Below are 18,361 nucleotides of genomic sequence, written 5' to 3'. Positions count from 1 at the left end.
CGATTTTCCAACAAAGAATTCAGCAGAAGTTTATCCAAAGCAGAAAAAAAACTACATCAGCCAACCCTCCAACATTAACGAACTTCCCGTTTTTCCAATACCCCCTCTTTATACACTTCAGTATAGATCAATGGTCCTTTCTTCCTTGTATTGAATAGAGGTTCTCCTGTTTCTTCACTGTATTTTTGCAGTAATTTGTAAAATTTCCATGTTCCGGCGGGTAAACCGTTTTTATATTCCGCTTCCAGATACGTATAGGGATCTGTAAATTCCGGATGTTTTTGTAAATCAAGAGATCCGTTGGGTTTGGTTTCTATCCATTTTCCTTCTTTGAGGTGATTTTTTACGAGACCCTGTTCTTCATCATTTTTATAAGGACCATCTTTATCAAAGTATCTGGCAAATTTTCCGGACGGAAGAATCTGGTATTGATGTAAAGGTTTTAATTGAAAAGGATTTTCAGTCAACTCATAATCCTGTAGAGAAATGATGTAATTTTTATCAATATTAAATAAGGTATAGTTGGCAAATCCCATTTCTCCCTGATGATTCAGATAAATTCTCTTCATATCGATAAGCTTACCGTCTTTGGTTGAGACTAAATATATTTTTTCAATGAACGGATCGGCGTAACGCACGGTATTATAGACGGCCATAAAGTACACTGAAAAATCTTTGTAACACAGAAAATGAGAAGCTATTTTAATGGGGTCATATTTTTCATTGACAGTAGCGCTGAATGGCAGGAAGACATCATATTCTTCAGGAAGTAAGACAAGATCCTTTTTGATTACTTTTTCAAATTGTAATGCACCGATTTCTTTCAGTTTATTTTTATCTTCTATGGCAGACAGAACGGAGTCCACGGTTTTTCGTTTTGAAATATCCGAATATCCAAACGGCAGCGTGATACAGTCAGCTTTATTGGGGTTAAAAGAAAACGATCCTTTATCCGTTGAATGTACTTCTGTTTGTATGGCCTTATTTTCTGTCTGTGCTTTGCTGTAACAGGAGAAAAGGAAAAACAAACTGGTGAAAAAAGCGATATTAATTTTAAACATAGATATCTGATATTTGAGCAAAACCGTGAATATGTAAATGATTATTATGTCTTGGTGTAGCGGTGTGGATCGTGTGAGGCAACCGTGTATTGGCATTGTCTGCCGTACTGGCATTTGCGGTGTTAGAAAAATTTTCTGAACGGCCTAGTATAAATCCAAAATCATAAAGAATATTCCGGAGAATCACCGCATTATCATAATCAAAATTGGCTGCCGAAAGGACCGTATTGGTCCCATTTTCCTGAGTCGTTAATAAATTCAGATCTCCCGCTTCTCCGTTCACATGTTCTGCGCTGGGGTAGCACGACGCATCAGAAAAAGAAAACCCCTGAGATACAATATAATGATTGTGCCCTTCCTGTCTGAATTGGGCCAATGACCCTAAGAAACCGGCAAATAAATCCGGCTGAATACTTCTTCTTCTGGTGTGCTGAAATCCATACCGGATGATGACTCCATTCTGATTGTAATTGAAGGCTTCGAATATCTGGGGTCCCACACCTACATTCGCTAATATATCCATATCGACTAAGTCTACATTTCCCGGCTGATTGGCGTACCATTTATCGGTGGCTCCATCGCCCAGGGTTCCGTTGGCATACACCCGTAACTGATGTGCATCGATCTGTTCTCCGGCGGCTCTGTTCGCGGTAAAATCTATGGTTTGTGAAAGAGCTCCTCTTTGGGCCAGCGGCGGAATGGTATTGACTCTTCTTTTTCTGGTTACACTTTCTTTCGTTCGGGCACAAATCCTGTGTTCATTATCGTTTTGGTCGTAATAAAAGAAGATCACTTCGGTAGACTGGGCATTCACAACCTTCTGTATCCGTCTTCTTCTCGATGGATTCGTACTGATCTCCGGCAACGTATTGTACGTATTACTGCCATGATGAATGTTGTATATATTTTTATTAACCACTCTGAATCTCCCTGTATCATCATCTAAGAAAACACCGGCTCCGTTTACTTCTTCCTGTCCGTCTTTATAGGCACAGGGATTATTATCCGTTCTTTCTACGGCCACTTCCAGATTAATACTTCCATCTGCGAGCCTTCTGGTCCAGTCATCAAAAGTAGCTCTTCCATCCGGTCTGAGCTGCAGCTTAATAATGGCTTTGTTAATATGATCAGCATCTAAATTGGTATAATGATCATGTCTGCCGTCTCTGTTGTTAAGGGCATCAAAATTTCCCACCCGTACTGTAAACAGCCTCTGTACTTCATACCGGTTAGGAGATACAAAACGCATGAGCTGTAAGGTATCCGTATTTTCTGTCATGGTATTGGCTGAAGGTCTTATCACTGCATCTATACTCAAGTTCTGCATATTGCTGGTCTCCATGATCAGATACACCGTTTTTCCCAATATGGAATCGTATGGAATATTTTGATTTTGATGATCCTGCTGCACGTGAGCAGAATCAATTTTTGTAAAACTGACTCTTGTTCCGTTGTCGGTTGTTACTTTCTTGGCAAAATAAACGGCACTGATACGCTGCAATGAATCATCGGGAGTATCCGGAGCCAATGGACCATTTAAGGTTTGTGTCTGCCCTGTGTCTGTTATGGTAATACGTGTCGCCATTTTAAGATTTTTCTTTTTTTATATTTCCTGATGAGGATGATCTGTGATTTTATTTTTATTAATTGAGAAGTCTTAGGCTGCCAAGTTTTTTATTCAACTGATTCTACAGTTCTTCAATTTTATAATTCTTCATGGCTTATTTCTTTGATATGACAGATGATTTTCTTTTGGTAGTTGTCTCCCAGGGAAAATTCTATGGTCAGTTTGTGCTCCAACACTTCTTTGGTTTTAAAATCTAATAAAATCTGCCCTTTATATTTGTCCAGTTTTGGAAAATCGGTTTCACTGTTATAAGTGATTTCCTTTCTTTTCATTTCCCCATAAAACATTTCCCAATTTTTATCTGATGGGATGTTTCCGGTATACTGTACCAGTAATAATTCATCATCACAACGCATGGCCTCGGGCTCTACACTCTCTTCTATATCTATTATGGTATTGGCCATAAAATTACGGTACCGCACCTTATGCTTTACCTGGTTTTCCTTTTCATATCTTCCATAAAATGGATGGACGATCATTCCAAAATGATTATTTCTTAAAAAATCCTTACCCACTAAGTGCTCCTTCTGGTAAAAATCTTTTAAAAACGTATAAAAATCCTCTGCCTGTTTGCCTACATAAGATCGGGAGAGCTTTTCCACTGTTTTTTCCACTCTATCCTGAAGAATGGACAGTTCCTGTACGTTTTTCAACCGGCCATATTCGTCCGTTATGAGCATTACATCATCATTGATCTCTGCAATTCTGTTTAAAAAATCTTTTTCAGACAGTGATAATTCCTTATCCCTGTGAACCCTGTCAAAAATTTCAATATGGTATTCAAATCTTTTTTCTTCCCCTTCTAAAAGTTTCAGCGTGACATGAAAATTTTTGTTGAGCTCGCTTCTGTGCGTTTCCCCATGGATGGTGGTGTATTCATTATAGGTATAGCGATAAAACTTCTTTCCTTCTACAAGATTTAATTTGACATTTATCGGAAATACGGGCTCCATAATTAACTCCTTTTACAATTTGTTATTGCTGATTCAACCATTATTTTGATGCAAAAACCACTTTCCCTCCGGAGGAAATCCACTGGCTTTTCTTGTTCCATGATCCATCACAATCCTGTTGCATCTGTTTGATTATTTTTGCTTTATCGATGTCGATAATGGCACATGTGTAGTTTTCGTGCAGGGTACTGTCCTTTGCACTTTCATGCACATATTCTTTGATAATACCGTCCACTACTACATATTTTGCATTAGGAGACAGGGAAGAAAAGAGTTCACTTCCGGTACCTTTAAAATCACTTCCTTTACCTACTTTTATCTTCTTCTTATGATGAATGATATGAAGATTATACCATAGTTTCATAGGGCTGTTATAGGAAGCATAGTAAAGGGATATATTATCATTCAGCTTAATGATGGTATCTTTTTTTACCGTTTTATTCTGTTGTACATCATGATTTCGTTGGGACATTGTGTTTCCACACGTAATACAAATGATTAAAATCATTAGAATGGATGTTATTTTTTTCATGATGATAAGTTTGAGTTTTTTTCCATTTTTTCATAGCGTTTGTCCATATCGGTACCTCTTCTCTGATTACCGTAATCATCAAGAATTTCCTTCTCATATTTCCCGTGCATATCTCCCCAATCGGCAGGGTTTCTTGATAGTTTTTCTAATTTTTCACCTTCTTTTTTGGTTTTGTTTTCTTTGGCTGTATTGGCATCTTTTTTGGCGAAAAACCGGTCTAAGGCAGCACCGAAATCGTCTTTTACCAATCCCGGTCTGTTAATGTGATGATCCAGAGCAGTTGCTTTTCCTAATTTTGACTGTAAATAATCTGACAGTTTGTATGAATAGCCTGTAGGCGTTAAAGGAAGCACTACCTCTTTTAACCTTTTGATAAAATCTACCACCTGTTTTTCCTGAAATACCTTATCAATAACGGCATTTACGATCGGTTGCAGAGGTTTACATTCCACTGTTTTTCCAAATAAAGATTCTTTACAGTTTTCTCTGATTTTATTGGACAACGTATTTCCTGTGATTTTTTCCGCTTTAGGATCTGCCGGATCTTTATAATACAGAATCCCGGAATCCACCGTCCATCCGCATGATACAAATAATTCTTCATACTTTTCCGGATGTTGGGCTTTAAATTCTTCAACCTGTGTGGTGAATTCTCCTTTTCCGGTATGATCCACAGTTTTCTGCATGGCGCCTGCTGTTACTATCATCTGTTCACCCGAAAGGTCCCAGTCATAGGACTGAACAGAATCCAGTTTACCTTCATTTTCAGACATTCCCACCAGAATAGCCTTTTCTTCCGTCGTAATTTTCTTGTCTTCAATCAAGGTATCCCAATCGGAGTAATTTTCAAGTTTTTTCGATCCCCAGTAAGCGGGACCATATCTTTTACTGTACCGGGTACAGGTAATGTCATATTTGTTTCCGCAATTGCAGTATCTGATCTCAAATCTTTCATTGTCTTTATTTAAAAACTCATGCGTTTCATCCGGAAATTTCACCTGATCTTCTGTTCCGGTTACTTCAGCTTTGAAATATAGGAAAGCGTTTGTATCAGCTCTTTTGTTCAGTTGATCAATTAGTTTTTTTAAATCTTCGTCGCTTTTCGGGCGCATTGTTATTTCTTTCGAATACACCAGGGTTCCGTTGATGGTAAATTCAATTTTGCTTTTCTCCTCTTCTCCATCCAAAAACTTGACAGGATTTTCATAGACATTTTCCGCATTGGTAAGTTTATTTTCATGAATCTCCACAGAGAGCTTTCCACTTGCTCCTTCACAATGGGCCACCACCCATACTTTCTTTTTAATGGTGGTGCTGTTTATTTTCTCAAAATCAAAATCCGGACTGCCATCTGCTTTTTTCGCCTGTACTTCTTCTTCCCAGGTAATTTTCACTGATTCCTTTGCTGTTAATTTTACAGAATCTTCTTTATCTGCGAGGATGTTTCTTCTTCCTTTTTTCTCATACTTCTTTTTTACGTCAGATACGGACCCTCCATTTTTTACCGTATAGGTATCTTCTTTAGTTTCCCAGGTCATTTTAGGAACTTGTTTTGCAAAATATATTTTCACCACATTTACTTCATGATCCACCTGGTGCGGCGTATCATAAACCTTTTGATTGGGATTTGCGGAGTAATTATCTTTTCCTTGTTCTTGTTCTTCACTCATGACGTTTTATTTTGAGCTGATTATTGAAAATCATTTGACTTATTATATTTTGTTTTCAGGTCTTTAATCACTTTTAATTTTAGCTTTTCGGGTAAATCTTTTAATATAATATCCAGGTTTTCATTGATTTTACATTGGTCATCTTCTCCACAACGGTACTTTATATGATACAGGTATTTTTTATGGTTATACAATATGATGTAAGAGACTTTTGTATCATTATCCCAATTTCCGCAATACGTAAAAGGGATGAAGACCGCCTGATGTTGATTGATTGATATTATAATTTGATATGTTATTTGTTTTTAAATTGATTAAACCGGATTGCGCATCAGGATAACTGTAAACTATACTGTCGCTGTATTTTTTATTTTTAACGGTGGCACTGATTATGGTGACAGCTCCGTCAAATCTTTCTTTTTCAGCATTACAGGGATTAATGACTTTTACGGTAAGTTTATTGGGTACTGTTCCGTCTTTAAAATTTTTATGTACAGTCAATGAATCCTGCTCATACACTTTCAAACTGTCATAAACGGCCTTTTGCCCGCAAGCAGGAACAAAGAAAAATAATATCAAACGGGTAACCAAGGTTTTCATTTCCTATGCATAAAAAGTATCTGATCAATATTTATTCTTCATTGATGGTCCAAATAGCTTTTTTATCTGCTTCCATTTTTTTTCTGTCTTCTTCATATTTTTTTAAACTATAGCTATTGTCAACTGGAAAATTGTTTTTTTGTATTTCCATAGATTGAAACGCTTTGGAAGCATTAATGGGCTTATATTTTTTTATTTCTCTACATCCATTTTTAGGAATACAAGTACCAATGCTATCAATCAGATTATTTTTTTTATTGACAAAATAATTTAACTGAACAAAAAAATCATTTTCATTTTTAGTTAGATTTTCTCCTAAAAAATATTTAGAATAGTAATGACCTTTATGATATCCGAAAACAACCCAGATATGGTTTTTGTTATTCTTGGGAATGTTATCTAAAACCAATTGATGATAATTTTTCAGTTGGTCTGAACTTATCTTGGTTGAATCCAGAATATTGTTTTTTGCCGATTGTACAAATTCATTCTTACTAAAACTTTGAATAAAATCTTTAAAAGGAGTTTTTGTATCATAATAGAAATGTCCTTCCCCTAAAATATCAACATTATAATGTCTTTGAGCATTATAAAACACGGAGAAAATGATCAGTCCTAAAAAAAGTAGTTTGTTCATATTTTATATTTTATATTCCTTTTCTCATTTCATCCCACTGCCATTTGTAGTAGGCTAATCTTGTATTCCTATTTCTATCTGCCGAATCTTCTACATCTACCCGTACTCTTTCCGAATAGTCCATAAAATTATCTGTATGTCCTTTATAAAATCTATAGGGACTGTTATCAAATAAATGCCATAATCCTAAATTATGTCCAAATTCGTGAGCAATGGTAGGATTGTCTAAGGTCTGTTCTGTAAAAAAGATGACCGTGTTTCCAACGGGTTGTGCACCTTTTAAATATGCAAAAGCATCTACAGTTATTACCTTAATAGAAAATGATTCATTTCCTGCCGGGTCCTTTGTAATAAAAAATCTTTCTTCTTTTTTTCCCATCTGAACAAAAATATTGGCAAAAAACATAAATTTATTTTTATCGTTTTTCTTTCTTACAGGTTTTTTATTGGCTCCATTTTTTTCATATAAACTCATTAATTCATCTCTGAAAATTTCCAAATCTTCTATACTATTCTCAGCAACTCTTGTGGAAGCTTTTTTAGAAGATATCTCTAATTCTTTCATTACCGAAGACTTATCCAGGCTGTATTTTTCTACTAATGTCTTTCCATTTTCTTTGTACAATCGTAAATCAAAATCTTCAGGTGTTTTTACTTTACATTGAATGAGAGCTTGATTTAAAACTTTTGAATTTAAATAGGTTTCCAAATCGCTTCCTCTCTTTCTTTTTAAAGCCTTTGAACTATCATCATTGATCAAACAATCTATAATTGAGATGTCTATATTTTTAATTTCATTGTTAGCATAAATAAAGAATTTTCCTATTTTTTCATTTGTTTTTTCCTTATCTCCGTCTTTTAAAACTGCTTTTACTGTAATTTCTGTGTCTTTTGATAATGCTTTCGTACATTTTACTAGTATTCCTTTTTTAGCTTCTTTTATACTTTTTGCAATTTTAGGCGTAATTTCTACATCAGCATTATCGCATTCAAAGTGAATTTCTATTTCAGAAGGCTTTTTTAATTTTTCATTGTCTTTAAAATCTTCAAATACTTCGATATCCAATTTGACACCATTTATATGAGGTGAGTTCGGATAATCTACAGGAAATATAGATAACCAGGTACAATAGTAGTCTTTCTGAAATCTTACAAATGGTCTATATTGAGTTTTCAGCTCTTCAAAATTTTCACAAAGAGGTGTTTTTGTAGCTTCAGCTTTTCCGTTGGGTTTCGTTTTAATAGGAGCAGGAGGATTACTGTTATTATACAAAACTTTTTCCAGCGGCTCTATATATTCTTCCCGTAACCAATCAAAACCATATTCTCCTTTGTAAGAATTCCCCCTTCTGAAATTAACCAAAAACTTATAATCAATTTCAGTTTTTGGTTCTTCTGGTGTTAAAATCCTCTCGACCGTCGGAATCGGTTTCGCCACAGCAGCATTAAAATCAGGATCACAAGTGATAAATGATTCTTTTACCAAAACAGTTTGTGTCTGTACGATAGAAGTTCCCAGATTTTCCCATGGACTTAATTTTATAACGCTCATACAGGGAGGAGGAGGCATGTTTTTGGCAGGCCATTTTGGGTGTCCGCAGGTTCCTTTAAACTGAAGGTTGACCATATTGTTTCCATCACCTTCTGTGGCCCATAACTGATCCTGGAGATTGATTTCGTTAGACGTAACTTTAAGGTCTCCCGGCGCCTTAGCATGAGGACATTTTAACTTTGCTCCATGCATGACCACTTCTCTTTTTTCTGTAGGAGAATCTCCGCTGGCTTTTTTTTGCTTTTCTGCTCTTTTTTCAGAAAGCTTACGATCATGCGCTGAAGTATTTCGATCTTCCATGTGTTAATGTTTTGGATTGGGTTCAATTGTTGGGGCCGGAAATATATTCGTTGGCAACAAATGAAATTTAAGTTCATCACCCGTCATACATTTAGCCTTTGCTTACTTTCACGTCTTTTCCTCCCTGGAATACGGCTAATGATGATCCTCTTAGTTTTAAATCGCCTTTAGAAGTCTGTATATCGGCTTCTCCGGAGGTGCTTTTGAATGCATTACCTGTGCTTTCAGTTTGATCTTTTTTCACGATCACACTTTTGTTTTCAGAGGTTTGAGTGTATCTCTTTGTAATAGATTCGGTATGGTCATTGCCAACCTGCATGGTGCTGTCCTGTCCAATCTTGGTGGTCATATTCCTTCCCACAGAAATCTCCATATCTTCTCCTGCGGTAAAAGTCATATTCTTCGGCGCAGTGACATGAATATTCCCCTGGCCATCCATAAAATAGGTATTTCCGCTCGGATCTTTAATGGTTACACTTTTGTCTGCATCATTCATTAAAACTTTAATGCCGCTTCTTGTCTGTATAGATTTCAAATGATTGTCTACGCCCCCGCCCAGGCCTACCTGTCCGTGAAACATTCCACCCATGGCAAATGGGAAATCGGGGTTGTGGTATTCAAATCCTACCATGACCTGGTCTCCAATTTCAGGAACCGCTACAAAACCTCTGTTTTGTGTTATGGCATCCGTTCCACCTGCGTCAGGGCTCATCATTCTGATAAAGTGGGTGGTGTCATTTAACTGCCAGTCAAACCGGACCTGTATTCTTCCCTGATTCAAAGGATCTACATTGGATATCACGGTGGCTACCTGCGGTTCTGCTTTAGGCATTTCAAAATCAGGTTTTGGCATAAAACCGGTTCCCTCAGCGATAGCTTCAAAACTTCCGGTATAATATCCTCTTGCATCCACCTCGTGGCTCACCTCCGTAATCATAAGTGTTGTAAAATGGGAGGTATCGTTGCTGTCTGTCTTTCTCATAGCTAAATCTGCCACACAGCCTATATACAGAAACGGAACTGTTGTATGTCCCGAAACTGTAAAAACCTCTACCGCTTTACTTCCTCGTGCGCTCTTTTGGGAATCATCCACATCACGGAACATATTGGCGTTGATAGGAGTGGGGGTCAATGACCGCGTGGTAAAAATGCCGTCATTCAGTTCATAAGCTTTGGAAGATAATTCTCCTACATGTTTTACAGAATCATCCACGCCAACCATTTTAGTATGGCTGCTGCTGTTATAGCCAAAGTATTCCGGTTTGGTGTGAACGGCCTTCAGCTCCACATTAACATCATTGACATTGCTTCCATACACCAGCAGGATAGGTTTTTCAGAAGTGGGGAGCTTCCCGAAATGAAGGATTTCGCCGTCATAGTAAAACTGCTCTCCATAAGCTTCTGCAATCCGTGTAAGGTAATTGTAATGGGTTTCGTTGTATTGTGAACTGTAACTGATATAGCTTTTGTTTTGGGTATCTATCCTGAAATCAAATTTGTTTGAACCTAATGTTTCATTGATAATCCGGGTAGCAATGATATTGGTATTTACCTCCTGGCCTCCACCGAAACTTTGGGTATGTGGAGCAGAATCCATCAGAATAGTGGGACTTTTTCCTTTTAAGATAATATTTCCCAGACTCATTTTTTCCTGACTGAATGCCACTTTGGTAATGAGACCCACAAATGTTCTTTCGGGGCTTTCATTTTCAGCATCTTTATATTTAAAAACAACGGTGATTCTTTTTCCTAAAAACTTTTGGGCCTGTTCAAGGTTGTGATTTTGTGCTTCGCCTAAAGAGTCATGAGCCAATACCAGTTCAAAATCATGGTGCTTTCTGGCACTCTGCCGTAAACGAAAGTGCTTAAAGTGATTGACAGTCTTACCCTCAACCACAATGTCCAGTTTTACCACACGGTTGATCCCCGAAATATGGTTTTCTGAAACCTTCTCAGAATTTGAGGTGTTTTTCATAATATTTGGTGCGTTTTATTTGGTATTATGTCACCTAAGTTAGATAAAAAATAGACTATGTAATTTAAATTCTCATTAAATCTTTTAAATTGTAGTAAAACTACGACTGTCTGAAAATCAGGCTTAAAGTACTTTAGAGTGATGATTTAAAAAAGTGTTTTTTTTAGAAAGTTTAAGATTTAACGAAAAAAGATTTGTAAGGTAGCTGGGTTCTATAATTTAAAACCAATAAAAAAGCCTTCCAGGAAAACTGAAAGGCTTTTTCATACTGAAAAATATATTATTTAAATATTTGTTGATCATACAAAAGATTGTCATCTTCATCAAAACTGATGATCAGTACTTTATATTGTTTGGCGCTGTCGTTATTAAAGAATTTAATTCTTGGAGGAACATAGTCGCTGTCGAATAAATTAGGATTCCAGTACAGTGTTTCCCGGGTATCATTTTCAATTTTCTTTGAAGGATCGTCATTATCCAGCATTTCAATAGGAAATTCCGAAGGTTTGTCATATCCTTTTATGACTGCTGAGTTGTTCTTTGGCGCTTCTTTTTCATTACTTTTAGACTTCATATTCCCTCGCATCGTATAGATGGCTACTGCATCACCTACCAATCCTGCTCCTTTAATAATTTTTACCATAGCAATATTGTTTACAGGAAGGGTGGCTATCATGGAGGGATCAGAAAGGATTTCATCTAAATAAAGCTTAGCTTGCTGACCGCGGATATAAGGTACATTGACCCCTGAATTATTCCTTTGAAATGTTAAGCCGGCAGCTCTTCCCTGAAGCCAGTCTAATACATTATTGGACCCGGCAATATGTTGGTCTTCATTCACGAAATCGAATATGGTAGAGTTCATGGAATTAAACATTCCGGTAGACAGTTGTTTGTCTAAGTCTTCTTTTGGATCTGTCTTTTTTCCTACCAGTTTTACTTCTTCAATCTGTACGTCTGCATTGGCCGTTTTTTTACTGTTTTTCTGCGTATTGATGGCTCTGGAAATGGTTGCAGAAACAGTTTTACGTTCACCGGCTTTTACCAATGTATATTTAGTGCCGGGGAAACTGCCTTTAAATGATGTGGGAGTGACTAATGGTTCTATATTGACAAATAAATTCTCAGTATTTGATTCTTTATTATCTTGTGAATTGACAAATAATGACACATTCAAAGGTTCATCATAGTTCAGATTATTTAAATAGGCATATCCGTTTTGATCCGTTTGAAACTGATTAAGCGCTGCTTCATGATTCTCTAATTTCAGCATTAAGCTTACATTGGAGTTGATCAGCATAGCGCCATTTTTAATAGGCTTTATTTTATAAGAAAGATATTGTGGAGATTTGGTTTTAATAGCGGGTACAGATCCGGTAAGGACAGAATTCCAGTCAAACCTTTGCCAGTTTTCAGAAATAAGAAGTGCGTCCAAAGCTTCAGTATTGGCGTTTTTAGAAAAGTATTGCGCCGGGCTGTCTATTCTTGTCGTAAAATCTCCCGTTAGCCAAAGCCCGCTCAGTAAATTTTCTTCTTCCGGAGTCTGGGTGCCGTTATCCTCACTGACCAAAACAGTGTAATTTTTAAAATAGGATTCCGGAGAAAGATCAATGCTGTTAAAAGATCTTTGGGTTTGTTTTATGCTCTGGGCTACAATTTCCGGTTTTTCAATTTTTAGTTGACCGGGTTTTACAAAACAAAGTCTTTTGGCCACCAGATTGTCCTGCTCATCAAAAATGGCTAATTGCAAAATGCAGTTGGCTCCATTGCTGATTTTGGTAGGGATAAGACTCGTAGCTTCATTAGTTAAATTGTTGATATTAGCTTTGTAGGCAAGATGGTTATTGATCGTTCCTACAATTTTGTAATTTTGAAGCTGTTGTTTTAAATTGACGCCTTTTAAGGTATATTTTACGCCCTCTTTAGAACTGTAAACTTCTAAGCTGAGGCCGCTTTCTGCAACTGCTGGCAGATCTATTGTTTTCGTTTTTCCTGCATTGTCCTGAATAATAACCTGGTATTTTTTTCCTGAAGTGGGAGTGATCTTAAAGGAGGCAACGTTTTTATCAAAGGATTTAAATGTAGTTATAGCAACATTGGGATTTTGTGTATCGATTACCTTTCCGGTCCAGTTTTCCGGCAGGGAAGTAGTGCTGGATAATCTAACGGCAAATTTTGAAGGGATGCCGTTAATGAAAGTTCCGCCTTCCGGAAAGGCTTTTGCAGACCATTCAGAGCTTTTAGCAATCACCAGTGATTCAGGGGAGTCAGGATTGTAAACCGGAATTGTTTTAACCATCTGAAAATCTTCGTTAAAATTGGTCATGTAAGGCGTGTAGGCTCTTACAAAATACACCTGCTCAGGAAGGTTTTCTTTCAGTTGGAAATCTCCGCTGCCTTCACCATTGGTCAGAAGTATCGTTTTCCAGTCTATTAATTTTTTATCAGCATTGTAGAGTTCTACAAATAGAGTAGTAGATAGTGCAGAACGGTTATATCCATCAAATACAAAGCTTTTAAACCATATTTTGTCGCCTGCTGCATATTGTGATTTATCGGTAAGTACATATACTTTTTCCTGGTCATAATTATTCTCAAGACTGGTAATTGCTTTTTCTAATTTAGTCTGTGCCAGTACAGGTTGTACCGTTGAAATAAGCAATACAAAGAATATATTTTTCATAGAAATCTTAGCGCATTTTAATTCAGTGCTAATGTAGTCATTTAAAGGTTTTGAGAATTGATATTTGGTTTCTTATTTCAGAAAAAGAACATATTTTTAGTTTATATTGATGTCATTATATAGGTTATCCACTACTTTCTCTAAAATTTCTCCTGTTTCATTAAAGCTGGTGTTGGTCAATATGGATATTCCTATATTTTGTTTTGGATAAACCACAAACCAGTTCTGCATTCCGTAGATCCCTCCGTGATGTCTGTACATTAATCCATTACCATTTTCTATGATGTACCAATGATAACCTTCCCAAAAATCAGAACCTTCTTTGTATAGTTTTTTATGAGATTCGTTGACAATAGGGTTTGACTGGTCAAGTTGCAGCTTCATATACTTCACGAGATCTGTAGTGGTAGAGTGCAATCCTGAAATTCCTCCCCATAAAGTCCTGTTGAAGTTAGGCATGAGCTCGTTTTTATCGTTGTAACCTTTTACAAGTCTTGTTCTGTCATTTTCATTGAGTGTAAACTTGGTTTGATTCATGTTGTTGGGTTTCAAAACAAATTCAATGACCAGTTCCTCAAAAGATTTTTGATACACTTTTTCAAGAATATAGGCGGTCAGCTCCGGAGCCGTGTTTGAATAGGAATAGACTTCTCCGGGCTTCGTTTCAATGTTGATGAGTTTTAATCCTTCAAAAAAGGCTTTTTTATTTTCGCTTTTTATTGGGAAATTAGGAAATCCACTGGTATGGGTGATGAGATGTTTTATTTTGATAGGTTCACCTTTAAATGCTAAATTGGGATAAGGTTCGTCAAGATAGATTCTGATATCATCCTCTAGATTGAGTTTTTGATCAAGCACGGCTTTAGCGGCTATATAACCTGTAAAAGTTTTAGTGACGGAAGCCAATTCATAAAGGGTAGAATCATTAGGTTTGTTTCCTTTTCCAATCGTTAATTCTCCAAAATGTTTTATGGTGGATTGTCCATCTTTAAGCACGGCAATGGAAACAGAATGAAATCTTTTGTCCTCTAATAACTGAAGCGCATTTTTTGTAATCGCATGTTCAACATTTTGTGTATTGATGGGCTGAACACTTTTACACCCAAGTAAGGCAAAAAATAAAATAAGGGTCACATATTTCATAGTCAGAATTTTAATTTGATATTCTGATGCAAATATGCTGTAGATAATCCTGAAAAAAGTCCGTATAAAAAAGTAGGACTCATTTTAATGAATACAATGAGTCCGATTATCTGCAATCCGGAGTCCGAGTATTTACAATGAATTAACTATCAACTGTTTCTGAAAGCTGTTGGCGTTTGGTTGGTATATTTTTTAAATGAAGTGTGAAAAGATGATTTTGAATTGAAACCCACTTCATATAAGATTTCCAGCACCGTATATTCTTTTTTCGCGGGATCTTTCAGAAGGATCATTGCTTTTTTAACGCGGTATTCATTTACAAAATCAAAAAAGTGCTGATTGAGGTGATGGTTAATTAATACAGACAGCTCACGAACCGGAATATTCACCTGATCTGCCAGTTCCTGAATCGTTAATGAAGGCTCTAAGAAAGGTTCTTTTTCAACCATGAATTTTTTAAGCTGTTCGATCTGAGAACTTTTTGTTTCGTTGGTTTTATTTTCAGTTTCCAGCGTTTCAGCAAAATCTTTTGCTGGCAGTAAGGTAGAATCAATTCTGCGAAAAAGCTCAGGATAATTTAATGCCTTTAAGATAAACCAGCAGGCAGCCAGTAAAAACACGGTTCCCGCCACAATATTCAGCCAGATAAACAGATCTCTATGCTGGGTATATCTTACGATGTTTTTAAAAATAATACATACATGGATGACTAAGAAAATCACGGTAAGCTGAGACAGCCATTTGTATAGCAACGTGTTGGGATTGGTGTAGTTTTCAAGATAGATCTCCCTGTATTTTTTAAGGACAAGGAATACGCCAACGATATAAAAGAAAAACTGCAGTTCCCCGATGAGTTGATAAACCAACATTTCAGGAGAGTTCCACATCGTTGTAAAGAACTGTTCTTTAGCGGCACCTTCTGCCAGATAAAGCCTTGGAACTAAAATTAAGTTGACCACAATGAAAGGAATAAGATGCAGTAAATGCTTTCTTTTTAAGGTGAAATCAGAATAACAGACGGCATTCACATACAGATAGAAAAGCGGCATGACCAATAAGTAAGCAGATATTTTGAAAGCTTTCAGATTATAACTATCCACAAAAAGGTGCATAAAAAGCCCACTGATATCAATGGCATTAATGATAAGAAACGCTGCAAATAATCTGTTTTCCAGTTTCCTTTCTGTTTTTACCGTTAATAAAAATACGGCAAGCAGCAGCGATACAAAAACAGCCATCGCAGCAATAACTTCCAGAAAACTTAGTTTGTCCATTAGTTTTTTTACAAAAATAGGATATAAGTGATAAAGAGAAATGATTGTTAGTTATCATTTTTTAAATATTGTGCTTTGGGGTGGGAAGTCGGGAGACTTCGGACGAGCAGAGATTCCGAAAACTATCACTTGAGCCAAGTAAGAAATTCTTTAACTCAAATAAAATCCTCCGAACAATACCACTTGTCTAATGAAAAGAATCTTTAAGCATTTCCCAATCAAAAAAATTAGGATCAGCTACCATCTCTGCTTTAAACTTTTTGTCGGGTTGTATTCCAAAGTCTGCAAATGAAAGAGGTAAATTGGTTAATAAGTGGTAGTTTTTAATATACCCATTTGAGATCCAAGTGTTTCCAAGGATACATATTGAATTGTAATATAATATAACTTGTTCAAAATTTGACAGCTGAGCCCTTAATATTTTCACATATTCATATTTAATCTTATTATCCTTATCCTTAAATACTTTGTGTTCCTGAGAATCAACATATTTTACAGTTTGAAAAAGATGTCTGTAATAATGACCAATTTTGGTTCCGTGTCCAGTGAATGGTTCATAGTGAAGAATGAAAATTGCTTTTTTGCCTTTATGCTCTACTTCTAAGTCTTTTAATCTAGTATTTTTTACTTTTTTTTCAGATTCATACCTGGCTTTGTCTCGGGCAAAATCTGAATACATTTTTTTTTCTTTTTCCAGCTTTTCAATTGTAACCTTAAAAAATTGCAGTGAATTTATTTGGGGTAAAATATGTGAAAACACACTGTCACTAACATGACCAATTCCGTAAAAGAAAATTAAATATGCTAAATTAGTTAACTGTTCCTTATCTAGTCTTTTATCCGTCGGAAATTCATCATGCTTAGATTCTAAAACAAAGTATATATATCTAAGCTCAAAATAATATGTTGTAAAAGCCTTTCGACCTAGGATTTTATTTTGAATATTTTGCTCGTCCACATTTTCCCTATGCAATCTTATGAGTTCGAAAAATCTATTTTCGAACCTTTCGATAACGATATCGTCTGCTTGTTTTGCAAACTGATCTCTTTGATCTTTATTTGCTTCATATTGAATATAAAATGCTAAGAATGTTAAAATCGACGCAAACCATGCTATAACTGGTCCTGCAGTTCCACCAAATGCATCACCGATAGCACCTCTGTTCCCTCTGTCTGTATCATAGAAATATCTTGACTGTACAAATTCAGGTCCTTCATAATACAAGAATAAAGCACCAAGAACTCCCACTACTGGAGCAACGAAAAAGATAATTATGGTTTTTGTTTTCAAAGCTATATCTTTAATTCAATTATTCCGCATTATTATAAAACTCTTCTTCAGCTTTTATCAATGGTAAATGCCATTCCCACAGCTCTTCAAGTGTCTGGAAATTTTCAGGCACTTTATTTCCATCCTGAAACATTTCACCTGGGCTAAGCGGCATTGCCCAATGGCGGTAGCTTTCAACCATTCTTCTAGGATGTAGTGCTAAAGAACTTTTAAAATAATCTGTACAATAATGGTAATGATGAGAGTGTATAAATCTATCCCAAGCATTCCGTACATCATCTTCCTCTCTGATATCTATTAATTCAAATTCTTCCATTGCTCGATCTTCAACATTGCCCCATGCTTTACTTAACAAATCTATTGCTTCAACATCACTAACAGGTGCTGAATATCCAAAAACTGTAACTCTTTCCGCAATTTTCAATTGACTAGCAAGAGAATCCCACTGGCCTTTTATGTAAGGATCGGTATTATAATCTTTCTTATCAACTGGATACAGCAACTGAGTTGGTTCAAAAAGCTGTTCTGTTTTTTTTGAGTACATTCCAGCGGGTCCAACTATTCCGTTAGATTTGTCAAACCCTAAAGAGACGCATCCATGCAAAAACAATATTCCTGGGCTTTTTGTGAATTTACCATTTCTGAGATATGCTTTATAAAGAAAGGGATCCCAGTTAAAAGTTGCTATGATATCTTTTCTAGATCTTAATGCCAAGATCATATAATCATAAATCGTTGGTTCATCGGGTAAATCAAGTTGCTCAAAGTAGCTGTAAACAGCTTGCTCAATAACTTCTTTTTCCTCATGAAACTTACCTTCGTCAGATATCTTACTGTACAGCTTTTCAAAATCCTGCTTTAATACTTTGTAATCATCTGGTAGCTGATCAACGATACCGTTTAGACCGACAATATCAACAATATTCCACATTAAGGGAAGATTTTTACCGTTCTTTTCAGGATTTTTTAATGTTGATGCAAATGAGGCACCAGCTCCTAATAATAGTACATGCGTTCCACTGGCATGTACTTTTTCGATTTCATCTTGAGTAGTCATGTGTTA

At 36.2% G+C, this 18,361-nt stretch carries 14 protein-coding genes; all 14 read right to left on the bottom strand.

Annotated features, from left to right (window positions below; translation table 11 throughout):
- Positions 1–74: 74 nt before the first annotated feature.
- Positions 75–1,061, bottom strand: coding sequence for a hypothetical protein (locus tag BM143_RS02460; protein WP_090022635.1), 987 nt, complete (start codon positions 1,059–1,061; stop codon positions 75–77).
- Positions 1,054–2,646, bottom strand: a complete 1,593-nt coding sequence (locus BM143_RS02455; protein ID WP_090022632.1) for a hypothetical protein — start codon at positions 2,644–2,646, stop codon at positions 1,054–1,056. The genes BM143_RS02460 and BM143_RS02455 overlap by 8 nt, the downstream gene beginning before the upstream one ends.
- A 119-nt stretch (positions 2,647–2,765) precedes the next feature.
- On the bottom strand, positions 2,766–3,641 hold the full coding sequence (locus tag BM143_RS02450; protein ID WP_090022629.1) for a hypothetical protein: 876 nt from the start codon (positions 3,639–3,641) through the stop codon (positions 2,766–2,768).
- Between the two features lie 40 nt (positions 3,642–3,681).
- On the bottom strand, positions 3,682–4,173 hold the full coding sequence (locus BM143_RS02445; RefSeq protein WP_139221966.1) for a hypothetical protein: 492 nt from the start codon (positions 4,171–4,173) through the stop codon (positions 3,682–3,684).
- Positions 4,170–5,843 carry a hypothetical protein gene (locus tag BM143_RS02440; protein WP_090022624.1) on the bottom strand — a complete coding sequence of 558 codons (1,674 nt, stop codon included), beginning with the start codon at positions 5,841–5,843 and terminating at the stop codon, positions 4,170–4,172. The genes BM143_RS02445 and BM143_RS02440 overlap by 4 nt, the downstream gene beginning before the upstream one ends.
- A 219-nt stretch (positions 5,844–6,062) precedes the next feature.
- Positions 6,063–6,443, bottom strand: a complete 381-nt coding sequence (locus BM143_RS02435) for a hypothetical protein (protein WP_090022620.1) — start codon at positions 6,441–6,443, stop codon at positions 6,063–6,065.
- A gap of 31 nt (positions 6,444–6,474) precedes the next feature.
- A complete protein-coding gene (locus BM143_RS02430; protein WP_090022618.1) occupies positions 6,475–7,080 on the bottom strand; it encodes a hypothetical protein in 606 nt (201 codons plus the stop codon).
- A 10-nt stretch (positions 7,081–7,090) separates the two neighbouring features.
- Positions 7,091–8,824 (bottom strand): PAAR-like protein, encoded by a 1,734-nt coding sequence (locus BM143_RS02425; protein WP_228430710.1) that lies wholly within the window; start codon positions 8,822–8,824, stop codon positions 7,091–7,093.
- A 199-nt stretch (positions 8,825–9,023) separates the two neighbouring features.
- The gene (locus tag BM143_RS02420; protein WP_090022612.1) at positions 9,024–10,907 is read right to left on the bottom strand and encodes a type VI secretion system Vgr family protein; all 1,884 of its coding nucleotides are present in this window, start codon (positions 10,905–10,907) and stop codon (positions 9,024–9,026) included.
- A 280-nt stretch (positions 10,908–11,187) separates the two neighbouring features.
- On the bottom strand, positions 11,188–13,590 hold the full coding sequence (locus tag BM143_RS02415) for a hypothetical protein (protein WP_090022609.1): 2,403 nt from the start codon (positions 13,588–13,590) through the stop codon (positions 11,188–11,190).
- Between the two features lie 96 nt (positions 13,591–13,686).
- Positions 13,687–14,733 (bottom strand): serine hydrolase domain-containing protein, encoded by a 1,047-nt coding sequence (locus BM143_RS02410; RefSeq protein WP_090022605.1) that lies wholly within the window; start codon positions 14,731–14,733, stop codon positions 13,687–13,689.
- Between the two features lie 149 nt (positions 14,734–14,882).
- Entirely contained in the window at positions 14,883–16,007 is a 1,125-nt protein-coding gene (locus tag BM143_RS02405) for a helix-turn-helix domain-containing protein (protein ID WP_090022602.1), read from the bottom strand.
- A 187-nt stretch (positions 16,008–16,194) separates the two neighbouring features.
- Entirely contained in the window at positions 16,195–17,298 is a 1,104-nt protein-coding gene (locus BM143_RS02400) for a putative phage abortive infection protein (protein ID WP_090022600.1), read from the bottom strand.
- Positions 17,299–17,317: 19 nt separating this feature from the next.
- On the bottom strand, positions 17,318–18,355 hold the full coding sequence (locus BM143_RS02395) for an SIR2 family protein (protein ID WP_090022597.1): 1,038 nt from the start codon (positions 18,353–18,355) through the stop codon (positions 17,318–17,320).
- Positions 18,356–18,361 lie beyond the last annotated feature (6 nt).

Origin of the sequence: Chryseobacterium oleae (genome assembly GCF_900115055.1) — a bacterium.
GTDB classification, from domain to species: Bacteria; Bacteroidota; Bacteroidia; order Flavobacteriales; family Weeksellaceae; genus Chryseobacterium; species Chryseobacterium oleae.
This window is presented reverse-complemented; position numbering and strand designations above follow the sequence as displayed.